Raw genomic sequence first — 13,549 nt, forward strand, 5'->3', positions numbered from 1 at the left:
CCATGGCCCGTTGCTCCGAGAACCGACAGCTCTACCCGACCCGCATCGACGGGCGGTTTGGGTGCATCGACTCGGCGGGCCAGGTCGTGATCGATCCCAAGTTTGACGTCGCCGGCGGATTCCGTGAGGGCGTCGCCGGAGTGTGGATGTGGAGCGGCCCGCCCGACGACAGCGGCCGGCCGTCGGCGCTGCACGGCTTCATCAACGACTCCGGCGACTGGATCGCCAAGCCGGCCTACGCGGAGTCGCGCGAGTTCTCCGACGGCCTGGCCGCGGTCCAACTCGGCAAGAAGTGGGGCTACCTCGACCTGAGTGGCCGGATGGCGATCGAGCCGAGATTCCGCGTCGCATGGGAGTTCTCAGAGGGACTCGCCCCGGTTGAGCTCAACGCCAAGACCATGGCTATGATCAATCGCCAGGGGGAGGTCGTGTTCGAGATGGCCGGCGCCCGGCTGGGCGGGTGCGGCGACGGCTTGATCCCGTGCGAACAGAAGCGGAGTTGGTCGTACCTCCGGCCCGACGGCTCGGTGGCGTTTGAGGTCGAGTGCACGGCCGCGGGCGGGTTCCAGGAAGGCCGCGCGGGGGTCCTCAGGTCGGGCCTGACCGGCTACCTGGATACCGATGGGCAATGGGCTATCCCGCCAACCTACCCGCAGGGGGGCAACTTCAGCGAGGGCCTCGCGGCGGTCGAGCTCCCGGCCGCCGGTGGCGGGTCCCGCGCGCCTGGCGAGCCGCAGACGTTCGCCTACATCGACCGGTCGGGCAAGCAGGCGATCGAGCAGACGTTCCTCGGCGCGCAGCCGTTCTCCGACGGCCTCGCCGCGGTGCAGATCGACGATCACGACCGCTACGCCTACATCGACCGCCAGGGCACGGTCGCCATCCCGCCGATGAAGTGCGGCTTTGCCAAGCCGTTCGAGGGAGAGCTGGCCGCCGTGCAGCACCCGCGGAACTTCGACCGGTTCGGGTACATTAACCGTCAGGGGGAGTTTGTCTGGAGGTGGTGACGCCGGCCGACAGGGGTGCGTCGCTGACCAGATGAGTTCAAGGACCAGCCAAGGTTCTGGCCGAGCGGCAGTTTCCCGCTGATTCTGCCCTGATTCTGACGCAGATCTCGCCCGTTGAAGCGATACAGTAGGCGGGACGCGGCTCCGGCCGCGTCTGCTCAATCTCATCCGCCATCCCGTCCACCGTTGCCCGAGCAACCTTCATGAGCATATTTCGCCAAGCCTTCCTCGCCCTGCTGGTCTCTCTGCTTCCGACGAGCGTGTTGGCGGAGGCCGACCAACGCCCCAACATCGTCGTGTTCATCACCGACGACCAGAGCCAGCTCGACTGCTCCGCCTACGGCGCCACGGATGTTAGGACGCCGAACATGCAGCGGCTGGCCCAGTCCGGCATGACGTTCGACCGGGCGTTTGTGGCGTCGCCGAGTTGCGCGCCGAGCCGCGCGGCGCTGCTGACGGGACTGATGCCCGCCCGCAACGGCGCCGAGCCGAACCACAGCCGGCCCCGCCCCGACATCAAGAAGTGGCCCGCCTACTTCCAGGAGCTTGGCTACGAGGTTGTCGCGTTCGGCAAGGTGGCGCACTACAAGCAGGCGGAGCTTTACGGATTCGACCAGCACGCCGCGGGCCAATGGCTAGCCAAGGGTAACATGAAGGCCGCCAAGGAGTACTTCAACGCGTATACGGGCGAGAAGCCGGTCTGCTTCCTGTTCGGCACGCACCAGCCGCACGTGCCCTGGCCGAAGAAGACAACCTACCAAGACGACTCGGTCACGCTCCGCCCAACGCATGTCGATACACCCACTACCCGGCGGTTCCGCGCGCAGTACTACACGTCGGTCTCGAGGGCCGACCGGATGCTCGGCACGGTCTACGACTTGGCGCGGGAGAAGCTGGGGGACGACACGCTGTTCGTGTTCACCAGCGACCACGGCGCCCAATGGCCTTTCGGCAAGTGGAACCTGTACGAGGAGGGCGTCCGCGTGCCGCTGATCGTGTCGTGGCCCGGCAGGGTCAAGGCCGGCGTGCGGACCGACGCGATGGTGAGCTGGGTCGACCTGTTGCCGACGCTGGTTGAGCTGGCCGGAGGCAAGGCGCCCGAGTCGCCCGAGCAGGTCGACGGCCGCTCGTTCGCTGGCGTGCTGCGGGGCGAGGCCGACAGCCACCGCGACGAGATCTACACCACCCACTCCGGCGACGGCAACTTCAACGTCTACCCGATGCGGGCGGTGCGCGACGGCCGCTGGAAACTCGTCCTCAACCTGCACCCGGAGTTCGCTTACGCCACCCACATTAATCGGGCCGGCAACGTCGACGGCGCCGGCTACTGGGCCACCTGGCTGGAAGCCGCCAAACGCGATGAGCGGGCCGCGTCGATTGTCAGCCGCTACCGCCAACGCCCGGCCGAAGAACTGTACGACCTCGAGGCCGACCCCCACGAGCAGCACAACCTCGCGTCCGATCCCACCCACGCCAACCGGGTCAAGGCGATGCGTAACCGGGTGGAGGCTTGGATGCAGTCTCAGGGCGATCAGCAGAAGCTCTACGGCGATCCTACGCTGCTAGAGTCGACGCCGGCGCCAACTCGCTAACCGCTGTCAGAGCGGGGCCGCTGTCTGAGCGACCCCAGCTACACCGCGTCCTTCTTGTCGCGCTGGTCGAGAAAGTGCAGGCGGCCAACCGTGTGCTCTCTGCGCCCCCCGAATTCGTGCCCCAAATGCCGCTATGCCTGGACCGGGCCGCGGGATTTCTCCCTCTGATTGCGTTTCTCCGTCCAAGCAACAGTTCTGGCGAAGCACAGCAACCTGTGCGGGGCGGGGAAATCGCTGCTATTGAAGAAACGGCTATTCCGTTAAAAATGAGGGCCACGACAGGCGCCCCCTCCCCGCTACCCACCTGCCCCCCGCACGCGACCAATGCCCCACACGTTCGTGATCTTCGGCGCCTCCGGCGACCTGACCAGCCGCAAGCTGATCCCCGCGCTCTACAACCTGCGCCGCAAGGGGCGGCTGCCCGAGGACACCAAGGTGGTGGGCGTGAGCCGCACGGCGTTCACGCACGAGGAGTGGCGGGCCAGCCTCGCCGAGACGACCGCCAAGTTCGCCGGCGAGAACTTCGACCCGGAGGTCTGGCAGGCGTTTGCCGAGAACGTCTTCTACCAGCCCGGCGACATCGGCAGTTCGGACGACTTCGTCAAGCTGAAGGGATTCCTCAACGAGCTGGAGGCCGGGCAGGACTCGATCCGGGTGTACTACCTGTCCACCGCGCCCCAGTTCTACGGGCCCGCGGTCGAGCAGCTGGGCGCCGCCGGCATGGCGGGCGAGACCAACGACTGCAGCCGCCGCGTGGTGATCGAGAAGCCCTTCGGCACCGACCTGGCCACGGCCCAGGAGCTGAACGAGGTGGTGCACCGTTCGTTTGACGAGCGGCAGGTCTACCGTATCGATCACTATCTCGGCAAAGAGACCGTGCAGAACCTGATGGTGCTGCGGTTCGCCAACACGATCTTCGAGCCGATCTGGAACCGCAACTACATCGACCACGTGCAGATCACCGTGGCCGAGGAGGTGGAGGTCGGCAAGCGGGCCGGCTACTACGACCACGCCGGCGTGGTGCGGGACATGATCCAGAACCACCTGCTCCAGCTGCTGATGATCACCGCCATGGAGGCGCCCGTCCGCTACGCGGCCGACCCGGTGCGGGACGAGAAGGTGAAGGTGCTGCAGGCGGTCAAGCCGATGCAGGGCGACGACTTCCGCCGCGACACGTTCCGCGGGCAGTACCGCGGCTACACCGGCCACGACGGCGTCGACGCCCGCAGCCGCACCGCCACGTTCGCCGCGCTCAAGCTGTGCATCCACAACTGGCGGTGGCAGGGCGTGCCGTTCTACCTGCGGAGCGGCAAGGCGATGAGCTGCCGCACCACGCAGATCGTGATCCAGTTCCGCCAGCCGCCGCACATGCTGTTCAACGACGGCCCCCGCAGCGTCACCGACGCCAACCGGCTGGTGATCCAGGTGCAGCCCAACGAGGGCATCCAGCTCCACTTCGAGACCAAGGTCCCCGACGCCGGCATGAAGATGCGTCAGACCGACCTGGACTTCAACTACCAGCGCGAGTTCAAGGGCCGCAGCATGCCCGAGGCCTACGAGCGGCTGCTGCTGGACGCCATCGAGGGCGACGCCAGCCTCTTCGCCCGCGCCGACGAGGTCGAGGCGGCGTGGAAGATCTGCGACCCAATCCTACAGGCATGGCAGTCAGGCGATAAACCGACGCTCTACATGTACGACCCGGGCTTCTGGGGCCCGCAGGAGTGCACCGAATGGATGAGCGCACAGGGAAGGAACTGGTTCGACATATGTCCAGTCTTGCACTGATGGGGGTCCCGCAAACGCACACGTTGCCGGACGGCTACCGCATCCAATTGGCGCCGTGGGGCCGCCGGGAGCTGCTGCTGATCGGGCTGCCGCTGCTGATCGCCACCGTGTTGATCGCCACGCTGGCCGGCCCGTGGGCGCCGTTGGCGGTTGTGCCGGGCGTGCTGCTGGCGGCGCTGCTGTGGTTCTTCCGCGACCCGCCCCGCGCAATCCCAGTCGAAGAGGCGGCGTACGTCTCCCCGGCCGACGGCCGCGTGACCGACGTCACGCACCTGGACGAGTACCACTTCTTCGGCGGGCCTGCGACCCGCGTCGGCATCTTCTTGTCGGTGCTGGACGTGCACGTGAACCGCGTGCCGGCCGAAGCCGAAGTCGTCGAGACGCACTACGCCGAGGGCGCGCGTCACGACGCCCGCACGCCCGAGGCGACCGACCACAACGAGAGCCAGTGGGTCGGTTGGCAGGAGCCGTGCGGCGCGCGGTTCGCCGTTCGTCAGGTCTCCGGCGCTGTCGCGCGGCGGATCGTCTGCCCCCTCTCGCCCGGCGACCACTACGGCCGGGGCGAGCGGTTTGGCATGATCAAGTTCGGCTCGCGCACAGAGCTGATCGTGCCCGCGGGCGTGCAGATCGCCGTTAAGGCAGGCGACCGCGTGCACGGCGGGTCGACGATACTCGCCAGGCGTTAGCCCGCTCCCGATGACACGCAACCCGATCCTGCTGCTGCCCACGCTGCTGACGCTGGGAAACCTGCTGTGCGGCGTCTACGCGACGCTGCTGCTGGCGGTCCACGAGTCAGCCGGGCTGCCGTGGATCGCGCCCTGCCTGATCCTGTTGGGGCTGCTGCTCGACGGGGTCGACGGCGCCGCCGCCCGACGGCTGGGCGTTGCTTCGGAGTTCGGGGCCCGGCTCGACAGCCTGGCCGACCTGGTGACCTTTGGCGTCGCGCCCGCGCTGCTGGTCGTAAGGCTGAGCGAACCGGGCCGGCTAGCGTGGGTGGCGGCGGCCTGGCTGGCCTGCGCCGCGGCGCTGCGGCTGGCGAGGTTCTCGGCCGCCCCGGACGACCGCCGCCGCGACTTCCAGGGACTCCCCTGCCCCGCCGCGGCCGCCCTGCTGGCAGCCGCGGCGATCGCGCTGGCGTACGCTCACCCGCGGCTGGAGGCTGACGCCTACGCCAGCCTGTCCGCCGCCATTGCGGCGGTGGCGCCGGCCGCGGCAGCCGGCTTGGGGCTGCTGCTGGTCAGTCCCGTCCCGTACGCCCATCCTATGGCCCGGTTGGCGTCGCACGGCAGTCAGGCCAGGCTCGCCGTTGTGGCCGGTATTTCGGGGGCGTTGGCGTTGTTCGGGGGCTACGCCCCGCTGGTGATCTCTGGTCTATTTATAGTTTCGCCCCTATGGCTCGCGGCCGCCCCGGCGCGGCGCCCTCTCGCCCGCCCACGCCGCGACGCCTGAGCAAGCGTCACACCGGCCGGCTCACGGCCCCATCGGACCCCCTGCCTTGTTTACTGGACTCGTACGCGGACTGGCCGAAGTGATCTCGGTCACCCCAGACGGACCGGGCGTGACGATCACGATCGACCGCGCAGGTCTGGAGGACGACTCGGACCTCGGCGCTAGCATCGCGCTGAACGGCTGCTGCCTGACGGTCGTCGCGAACTACGACGACCGCGTCGACTTCCAAGCCGGCGAGGAGACGCTCTCCCGCACCAACCTCGGCCAGCTGAAGGCGGGCGACCGGGTGAACGTCGAGCCCTCGCTCCGCGCCGGCGACCCGCTCGGCGGGCACTACGTGACCGGCCACATCGACGCGCTCGGGACCGTTGACCGCCGGGACGACGACTCCGACTGGTCCAAGTTCTGGTTCCGCGTGCCGCAATCGCTGACCCGCCAGATGGCTAGCAAGGGCTCGGTTACGGTCGACGGGGTCAGCCTGACGCTGGTGGACGTCGAGGAAGAACGGTTCAGCGTGGCGCTGATCCCCCACACGCTGCAGGCTACCACGCTGGGCGGCCGCCAACCGGGCGACCGCGTGAACATCGAGACCGACGTCCTGGCCAAGTACGTCGAGCGGCAGCTGTCCGGCCGCCCCGGCGCCTGACCCGCTGCTCCCAAGCCCCCAACCACCGCCCGCGTCCATGTCGAGCCCGCGACAAACCAAATCGTTCCTGATGAAACGCCTCGGCGAGATCGGCGTTGCGCCGGCGTCGCGGCACGGGCAGAATTTTCTGATTGACCTCAACCTGGTGGAGCTGATCGTCAACTCGGCCGACCTCGGCCCGCGGGACGTGGTGCTGGAGATCGGCACCGGCACCGGCTCGCTCACCACGCTCATGGCGCCCAAGGCGGGCCGTGTGGTTACGGTTGAGATCGACGGCAACCTGTTCGAGCTGGCCAGCGAGCAGCTGATCGACTTCCCGAACGTCCAGATGCTGCAGACCGACGCGCTGAAGAACAAGAACACGTTCTCGCCGGTAGTGATGGACGCGGTCGGCCAGGCGCTGTCGGAGGTGCCGAACAGCCGGCTCAAACTAGTGGCCAACCTGCCGTACAACGTCGCCACGCCAATCCTCTCGAACCTGCTGCTGTGCGAGCACCTGCCGCACATGATGGTGGCGACCATCCAGAAGGAGCTGGGCGACCGCATCGTCGCCCAGCCGTGGAGCAAGGACTACGGGGCGCTGAGCGTGTGGATGCAGGCCCAGGCCAAGACCGAGATCGTCCGTGAGATGTCGCCCAAGGTGTTCTGGCCGCCCCCCAAGGTGACGTCGGCCATTGTGAGGATCACCGTCGACCCCGAGATGCGGGCCCAGATCCCCGACCTGCGGTACTTCCACCAGTTCGTGAAGGCGCTGTTCCTGCACCGCCGCAAGTTCCTGCGTGCGAACGTGGTGTCGGCGATGAAGCGCCATCTCAGCAAGGAAGACGTCGACCAGCTGATGACCGCGATGGAGTTTGGCCCCGACGCGCGGACCGAGCAGATCGACATCCCCACGCTGCTCCGCTTCACCGAGCTGGTCCGCGCCAAGGCGCCCGACTGGTCGCTCTAACGCGCCCCGCACGCCGCCAACCGGCCCGAGGCGGGCGGAAAACCGGCCATCGCCCGCCGTCCGGTAGCGCCGGATGTTCCGCCCGTTCCTGCGGCGCAGCGGCCCCTCCGCGTCGGGGGTACGGAAGCGTGCATACTTCCGGGCCCCCACATCGCCGTGGGCTACGGTCTTGCATGGTGGGAAACACCCCCTCCAGTACGGTTTCTGCCCGTCTTGGCCTCCTTCGCCGTCGCCCGGTACTAGTGATGAACACAAAACAAAAAATCGCGGTCCTTGTCGCTGTCAGCTGCCTGTCCCTCCTGCTGCTCATCGGAATCGGGTGGCGTTCGCTGTCCCAGCAGGTGACCCACCTGAACGACATCGTCGACCAGCACTTCCTCGTACTGCTGGACGAGGAGATCTCGCCGCTGATCCAGGACGAGATCCTGCCGGTCATCAACGAGGACTTCGTCGAGACCATGGCCATGCAGCAAAGCATCGCGATGCTGATCGACGCCGACCGCGACGCCTACCAGTCGCTGCTGGCCGAGGTCGAGATCCGCCAGCTCGCCGGCCGCGAGGACTTCGACCAGGAGAAGTACACCGAGCTGGTCGCGGCGCACGAGGAGAACCTGTCGCAGATCCATACCCGCGTCACCAAGGCGTCCGACGGCGTATTCAGCGACGCCTCGAAGGAGAGCCTGGCGGTCTCGCTGGCGAAGTTCAACGACTGGAAGATCGCCACGCAGGAGCTGGTGCAGCTCGCGTCGGCCGGCGCCGACGCGGACGTCGAGCAGATCGAGTCGCTCAGCCAGCAGGCGATGGAGGCGTTCGACGCGTTCCGCGGCCCGCTGGACGTCGCGAAGGAGACCCTGCAGCTGGACATCGCCGACGCGGTGACCGCGATCAAGGCCAAGAAGGACCGCATCAACGAGAGCGAGCAACGGGCCGCCGAGAGCCGCGAGGCCGTGGTCGCGACCGCCGGTCAGACCCGCCTGTCCGCCTCGCAGGCCGTGACCGGCTTCCTGGCGGTGGGCGGCGCCGCGATCGCGATCACCGCGACGCTCGGCGTGCTCATCTCCTGGTCGCTAATCAAGCCGCTGATGGCCACCATCGCGATGCTCGACGGCATCGCCCAGGCCGGCGGCGACCTGACGCAGCGGATGGCGACCAACCGGAAGGACGAGTTCGGCACGCTCGCCAAGGCGTTCAACCGGTTCATCGAGAAGATCCAGGCCACGGTCACCCACGTGGCGGAGAACTCGAAGGTGCTGGTGGCTTCGGCCGCCGAGCTCAACGAGGCCGCCGCGCGGCTCGCCGAGGGCGCCGCCGACACGTCGCTCCGGTCGTCGACGGTGGCGGCCTCGTCGGAGGAGACGTCGGTCTCGATGGCGCAGATCCTCCAGACCACGCAGACGATGAACAACAACTTCAAGGCCGTCTCCGAGGCCGTCGACGAGATGACGCAGAACATCTCCGGCATCGCCGGCAACACGGAGCAGTCCTCGTCGATCGCCAGCGACGCGTCCGTGGTGGCCAACGCCAGCCACGACAAGATGATGGTGCTCCGCCAGTCCGCGACCGAGATCGGCCGGGTGACGGAGGTGATCCAGGAGATCGCCGAGCAGACCAACCTGCTCGCGCTGAACGCCACGATCGAGGCGTCCCGCGCCGGCGCCGCTGGGCGGGGCTTCGCCGTGGTGGCCGCGGAGGTCAAGGAGCTGGCTAAGCAGACCGCCGAGGCGACCGACGACATCCGCCGGCGGGTAGCCGGCATCCAGAAGTCCTCCGACGAAGCGGTCGACTCGATCACCCAGGTCAACGAGGTGGTCTCGAACGTACAGACCATCTCGACCAGCATCGCCGCCGCGGTCGAGGACCAGCGCAACGTCGCGAACAAGATCTGCCAGCAGTTCCAGAGCGTCACCGAGGGGGTCCAGACGGTCACCCACTGCCTGGACGAGTCGTCCGTTGCTAGCGTCGAAGCGACCCAGAACATCATCAAGGTGGACGAAGTCGCCAAACGCACCGCCCAGGACGCCGCGCAGGCGGGCGACGTCGGCAACCGCATGACCGAGCTGGCCAACCGGCTGGAGGAAACCCTCAGCCAGTTCCGCTACTAGCCCGCTGCCCCAGCGGGCACCGCGTGCTCAAGGGCCGCCACGGTTTCGACCGTGGCGGCCTTTTTTCGTTCATTGGCCCCTCCCGGCGACTTCCAATCGAGCAGCGGCCGCAACGGACGGCCCAGGCCCTGTCCGCCAGCCGGCACAACCGGCAAGGTCGCACGGGCGCCCGAGGGGGGATCGCCGAAAGCTCCATCCGGGTGGTGGTTTTCCACGTCCGTAGTTCCCGAACTACGTTCACAACCGGGCTCGGCCTTCCACAGCCTCTCGTCGCAGCCATCCCTACCAACGAACCGCTGACGGAGTCATGAGAACAATACTTATCGCCGCCCTCGTGGCGACCACGTTCAGCACCAGCCACGCTGAAGACGCCGCCGGGCTGGCGCCAGCCGCCACCGCGGAGCCGTCGTACGACTCGCTGCTGGCCTCCCAGGTCGAGGCGCTCAAGACGCAGAACGATCTGCTGCGTGAGCAGATCCAGCTGCAGTCGTCCGACGGTTACGACGCCAACCAGGTGACCTTCTCCGACGGCATCTCGACCGAGTTCGTCGACGACCTCAACAGCCTGCTGGAGTGGCGTGAGTCGGTCGAGAAGGCCGAGGCCAAGGCGGCCGCCAAGGCCGCGCTCGCCCCGACGATTGGCTTCAAGGGGCGGTTCTTCTTCGACGCCTACAACTTCAGCCAGAACGCCGAGAGCGTCGCCCAGGTTGGCAACGCGGAGAACGCGGTGGCCCTGCGTTGGGCGTGGATCGAGATGGGCGGCCAGGTCATGGAGAACACCTCCTACCGCATCTGGTTCGACCTGGCGGGCCAGGTCAGCCTGCTGGACGTCTACCTCGACTTCGCCGAGCTGCCGTATGCCCAGAACGTGCGGGTCGGCCACTTCTTCGAGCCGTTCGGCATGGAGCAGCTGACGCCGAACAAGTACCTGACCTTCATGGAGCGGGCTTCGGCGTTCAACCTCGGCCGCAACACGGGCGTGATGGCCCACTCCGACGACGACCAGGCCAACTGGACCTACGGCCTCGGCGTGTTTGTCTCGGAGCAGGGTTCCAAGCCGCCCCGGTTCCAAGACGACAACGACGCCACGGCGATCACCGGACGGCTGACCTGGCTCCCGTGGTACGACGAGGCGACCGACGGCCGCGGGGTGTTCCACCTGGGCGTCGGCGGCAGCTACCGCAATCTGGCGGACGACACCGCCGAGTTCAAGCACCGCCCCGAGTCCTACATGGCGCCGGTCGTGATCGACACCGGCGTGGTCGCGGCTTCGGACTACCAGCTGCTCGGCCTCGAGGCCGCCTACGCCTACGGCTCGTTCGCGGTGCAGGCGGAGTACCAGGGCGCGTCGGTCAACACGCTCGGCCCTGGCTCGCAGTACCTCGACGGCGCCTACATCCAGACCAGCTACTTCCTGACCGGCGAGAACCGCTTCTACAACCGCCGCTCCGGCTCGTTCTCCAACAAGATCGTCCCGCTGGAGAACTTCTTCCGCGTGCGGACCGGCGAGTGCAGCACCTGCACCGGCTGGGGGGCGTGGGAGCTGGCCTACCGCTACGCCTACAACGACCTCAACGACACCACCATCCAGGGCGGCCGGATGGGCGTCCACCAGCTCGGCCTCAACTGGTACCTGTCGCCGTACACCCGGGCGATGCTCGACTTCATCCACTCCGACGCCGACACGACCGTGGCCAACGGGGGAGACCTGGACATCGTCCAGATGCGGATGCAGTTCAACCTGTAGGCCCGCATTCCCCGCGTCCGCGTCGATTCCGCCCAGCCCAACGAACAATCCCGGAGCCCGCTATGCGTCACCTGCTAGCCGCCGCCCTCGCCGTCGCCCTGATCGCCACGTCAACGCTGTCCGCCTCCGACCCGCCCCCCCGCGACCCCGCCGCCCGCGGGCAGGCGACGCGGCTCGACGCGACCAAGGGTCCCGACGGCCCGCTCGAGCTGGTCGTGTTCGGCGAGCCGGGCTGCTGCTGCGAGTGTGAGCGGCGCTGCCGCTGCGGCAAGAAGACCCGCATCGTGTGCGAGATGAAGAAGATCACCAAGCACCGCTGGAAGTGCGAGTGCGAGGACGTCTGCACCCTGCTGCCGGGGAAGTTGTGCGGCCTCTTCGGCAAGGGCGGCCCGGGGGCCGGCTGCTGTGACGGGTGCGGCGACGGCGACTGCTGCGACGCCTGCACGCAGTGCGACACGCCTCCCCGCACGGGCGTCTGCCGAACGGTGAAGCGGCTCGTCAAGGAAGCGTACGTCGTTGAGAAGCCGGTCTACAAGTGCGTGGTCGAGTACTGCTGCCCGGGCTGCAGCGACATCGTCGACGCCCGCGCCGCCGACCAACCGACAACCGCAGAGTCCGCCAAGGGCGAGCCGCGGACGCCCCGCGTGGCCCTGCTGCCGCTCAACGGCAGCGGCTACGGCGAGTAGACGCTGAGTGAGCAGCGGCGGCAGATCCCTGCGCCGGCGTGCGTTTCTGGACCCCGGACCTGGTTGGGCGGCAGCCCCCAGCCGGCGACGCGGAAACCTTGCCGCGATTACCCCTGCGGCGTTATGCTAGGGGAATTATCCAGGCGGAAACTGCACCATATTCGAGACCCACGCGATGCCCTTCATCGAGATGACCGGCGCCACGCTGGATCGCATCATCGCCGCTGACGAACTGCACCACGACGACCTCGCTTCCGCCGGCGTGCTGGACGGCACGATCGTCCGCATCAACCCACAGGGCGATATCGAGGTCCGGCGCCCTCAGGGCTGGGACGTGATCGGCGGACTGCTCGGCGAATTCGAGGAACGCGTCAAGGGCGAGACCGGCCTCGATTGGGCCTAGCCAGTGGGCCTAGTCAGCCGGGGCCGGGGGCTCCCCGGCCGGCTACACGCGGCCTGACGAACTACGGATCAGCTGTAGCGTGGCGTGCTGCTCAGCTCGCGCACGGCCTTGGCGGGGACGCAGATCTGCCCCCGCACCTGGACGAAAGGCAGCTGGCCCTGCTGCACCAGCCGCCGCACCTGCCGGCGTGGCAATCCGGTCCGCCGGGCTACCGCACCAAGCGACACCGCGCCGGTAAGCTGCTGGAAGGACTCGGACGGTGATTTCTTCATCGGGCTCACGGTGGGGACTCCCAATCGGGCCGGGCGGACGAGGGTCCCGATTATAACGCAAACAGCGGTGGTAACCCCAACGGCCCGGCCCCTGTCCCTGGGATAAGGGCATTCCGGTCGTCCACGGGCGTCCGGCTTGCTACCATTCAGGGCGGCCCCAGAACCGCCCAATCTACCAACCTTTACTCTCGACGAATGCCCAACCGCACCGCCAGGATCGATCGCCAGACGAGCGAGACGCAGATCACCCTCCAGCTCGACCTGGACGGCACGGGGCAATCGGACGTGGAGACCGGCGTCGGGTTCCTGGACCACATGCTGACGCTGTTCACCAAGCACTCGGCGGCGGACCTCACCGTCAAAGCCGCTGGCGACCTCCACATCGACCAGCACCACACGGCGGAGGACGTCGGCATCTGCCTGGGCCAGGCCGTGCGGCAGGCGGCCGGCGACAAGGCCGGCATCCGCCGGTACGGCCACTTCACGCTGCCCATGGACGAGACCCTCGCCACGGTGGCGATCGACCTCAGCGGCCGCCAGTACCTTCACTTCCAGGCCGATTTCCCCTCGGCCAAGATCGGCGAGTTCGACAGCGAGCTGGTCGAGGAATTCTGGCGGGCGTTCAGCGGCAACGCGTTATGCAACCTGCACATCCTGCTGCACCACGGCCGGAACAGCCACCACATAGCCGAAGCCATCTTCAAGGCGTCCGGGCGGGCTCTCAGGATGGCGGTCGAGTCCGATCCCCGGATGACCGGCGTGCCGAGCACCAAGGGCTCGCTAGACGGCTAGCAGGCCGGCAATTGAGGACCCAAACGCCCGGTTTAGGGCGGGTCTGCGGGCCCCGACTTCCTTGCCCAACCGGCACACCTTCTCGGTTGACGGTTGCTAAACCGCCAGGACACGTCTGG

General features: G+C 67.8%; 13 protein-coding genes. 12 read left to right on the top strand and 1 reads right to left on the bottom strand.

Annotated features, from left to right (window positions below; translation table 11 throughout):
- Positions 1 to 2: 2 nt before the first annotated feature.
- The 11 genes from KOR34_RS05350 to KOR34_RS05400 all read left to right on the top strand — a co-directional run bounded on the left by KOR34_RS05350 (position 3) and on the right by KOR34_RS05400 (position 12,366).
- Complete coding sequence (locus tag KOR34_RS05350) at positions 3 to 1,007, top strand: WG repeat-containing protein (protein WP_146562880.1); 1,005 nt, start codon at positions 3 to 5, stop codon at positions 1,005 to 1,007.
- Positions 1,008 to 1,210: 203 nt separating this feature from the next.
- Entirely contained in the window at positions 1,211 to 2,599 is a 1,389-nt protein-coding gene (locus KOR34_RS05355; protein ID WP_146562882.1) for a sulfatase family protein, read from the top strand.
- A gap of 324 nt (positions 2,600 to 2,923) precedes the next feature.
- The gene (gene zwf, locus KOR34_RS05360) at positions 2,924 to 4,384 is read left to right on the top strand and encodes a glucose-6-phosphate dehydrogenase (RefSeq protein ID WP_146562884.1); all 1,461 of its coding nucleotides are present in this window, start codon (positions 2,924 to 2,926) and stop codon (positions 4,382 to 4,384) included.
- A complete protein-coding gene (locus tag KOR34_RS05365) occupies positions 4,366 to 5,070 on the top strand; it encodes a phosphatidylserine decarboxylase (RefSeq protein ID WP_197531168.1) in 705 nt (234 codons plus the stop codon). The genes zwf and KOR34_RS05365 overlap by 19 nt, the downstream gene beginning before the upstream one ends.
- Positions 5,071 to 5,080: 10 nt before the next feature.
- A complete protein-coding gene (locus KOR34_RS05370; protein ID WP_146562888.1) occupies positions 5,081 to 5,833 on the top strand; it encodes a CDP-alcohol phosphatidyltransferase family protein in 753 nt (250 codons plus the stop codon).
- 46 nt (positions 5,834 to 5,879) lie between these two features.
- Positions 5,880 to 6,479, top strand: a complete 600-nt coding sequence (locus KOR34_RS05375) for a riboflavin synthase (protein ID WP_146562890.1) — start codon at positions 5,880 to 5,882, stop codon at positions 6,477 to 6,479.
- A 37-nt stretch (positions 6,480 to 6,516) separates the two neighbouring features.
- The gene (rsmA, locus tag KOR34_RS05380) at positions 6,517 to 7,428 is read left to right on the top strand and encodes a 16S rRNA (adenine(1518)-N(6)/adenine(1519)-N(6))-dimethyltransferase RsmA (protein WP_146562892.1); all 912 of its coding nucleotides are present in this window, start codon (positions 6,517 to 6,519) and stop codon (positions 7,426 to 7,428) included.
- Positions 7,429 to 7,673: 245 nt separating this feature from the next.
- Positions 7,674 to 9,530, top strand: coding sequence for a methyl-accepting chemotaxis protein (locus tag KOR34_RS05385; RefSeq protein WP_197531169.1), 1,857 nt, complete (start codon positions 7,674 to 7,676; stop codon positions 9,528 to 9,530).
- Positions 9,531 to 9,837: 307 nt separating this feature from the next.
- A complete protein-coding gene (locus KOR34_RS05390) occupies positions 9,838 to 11,277 on the top strand; it encodes an OprO/OprP family phosphate-selective porin (protein WP_146562895.1) in 1,440 nt (479 codons plus the stop codon).
- A 62-nt stretch (positions 11,278 to 11,339) separates the two neighbouring features.
- On the top strand, positions 11,340 to 11,963 hold the full coding sequence (locus KOR34_RS05395; protein WP_146562897.1) for a hypothetical protein: 624 nt from the start codon (positions 11,340 to 11,342) through the stop codon (positions 11,961 to 11,963).
- A gap of 175 nt (positions 11,964 to 12,138) precedes the next feature.
- The gene (locus KOR34_RS05400) at positions 12,139 to 12,366 is read left to right on the top strand and encodes a hypothetical protein (protein WP_146562899.1); all 228 of its coding nucleotides are present in this window, start codon (positions 12,139 to 12,141) and stop codon (positions 12,364 to 12,366) included.
- Positions 12,367 to 12,434: 68 nt separating this feature from the next.
- Here KOR34_RS05400 and KOR34_RS05405 read toward each other — a convergent pair whose 3' ends face one another.
- Positions 12,435 to 12,638 (bottom strand): excisionase family DNA-binding protein, encoded by a 204-nt coding sequence (locus tag KOR34_RS05405; RefSeq protein ID WP_146562901.1) that lies wholly within the window; start codon positions 12,636 to 12,638, stop codon positions 12,435 to 12,437.
- Positions 12,639 to 12,833: 195 nt separating this feature from the next.
- Here KOR34_RS05405 and hisB point away from each other — a divergent pair, with 195 nt between their 5' ends.
- Positions 12,834 to 13,430, top strand: a complete 597-nt coding sequence (gene hisB, locus KOR34_RS05410) for an imidazoleglycerol-phosphate dehydratase HisB (protein ID WP_146562903.1) — start codon at positions 12,834 to 12,836, stop codon at positions 13,428 to 13,430.
- The last annotated feature ends 119 nt before the right edge of the window (positions 13,431 to 13,549 follow it).

This window comes from Posidoniimonas corsicana, assembly GCF_007859765.1.
GTDB lineage: Bacteria > Planctomycetota > Planctomycetia > Pirellulales > Lacipirellulaceae > Posidoniimonas > Posidoniimonas corsicana.

Bases quoted from the DNA above. Each gene is read 5' to 3' on its own strand.
- KOR34_RS05350 (WP_146562880.1), top strand. From the start codon at position 3: ATGGCCCGTTGCTCCGAGAACCGACAGCTCTACCCGACCCGCATCGAC.
- KOR34_RS05355 (WP_146562882.1), top strand. From the start codon at position 1,211: ATGAGCATATTTCGCCAAGCCTTCCTCGCCCTGCTGGTCTCTCTGCTT.
- zwf (WP_146562884.1), top strand. From the start codon at position 2,924: ATGCCCCACACGTTCGTGATCTTCGGCGCCTCCGGCGACCTGACCAGC.
- KOR34_RS05365 (WP_197531168.1), top strand. From the start codon at position 4,366: ATGTCCAGTCTTGCACTGATGGGGGTCCCGCAAACGCACACGTTGCCG.
- KOR34_RS05370 (WP_146562888.1), top strand. From the start codon at position 5,081: ATGACACGCAACCCGATCCTGCTGCTGCCCACGCTGCTGACGCTGGGA.
- rsmA (WP_146562892.1), top strand. From the start codon at position 6,517: ATGTCGAGCCCGCGACAAACCAAATCGTTCCTGATGAAACGCCTCGGC.
- KOR34_RS05385 (WP_197531169.1), top strand. From the start codon at position 7,674: ATGAACACAAAACAAAAAATCGCGGTCCTTGTCGCTGTCAGCTGCCTG.
- KOR34_RS05390 (WP_146562895.1), top strand. From the start codon at position 9,838: ATGAGAACAATACTTATCGCCGCCCTCGTGGCGACCACGTTCAGCACC.
- KOR34_RS05395 (WP_146562897.1), top strand. From the start codon at position 11,340: ATGCGTCACCTGCTAGCCGCCGCCCTCGCCGTCGCCCTGATCGCCACG.
- KOR34_RS05400 (WP_146562899.1), top strand. From the start codon at position 12,139: ATGCCCTTCATCGAGATGACCGGCGCCACGCTGGATCGCATCATCGCC.
- KOR34_RS05405 (WP_146562901.1), bottom strand. From the start codon at position 12,638: ATGAAGAAATCACCGTCCGAGTCCTTCCAGCAGCTTACCGGCGCGGTG.
- hisB (WP_146562903.1), top strand. From the start codon at position 12,834: ATGCCCAACCGCACCGCCAGGATCGATCGCCAGACGAGCGAGACGCAG.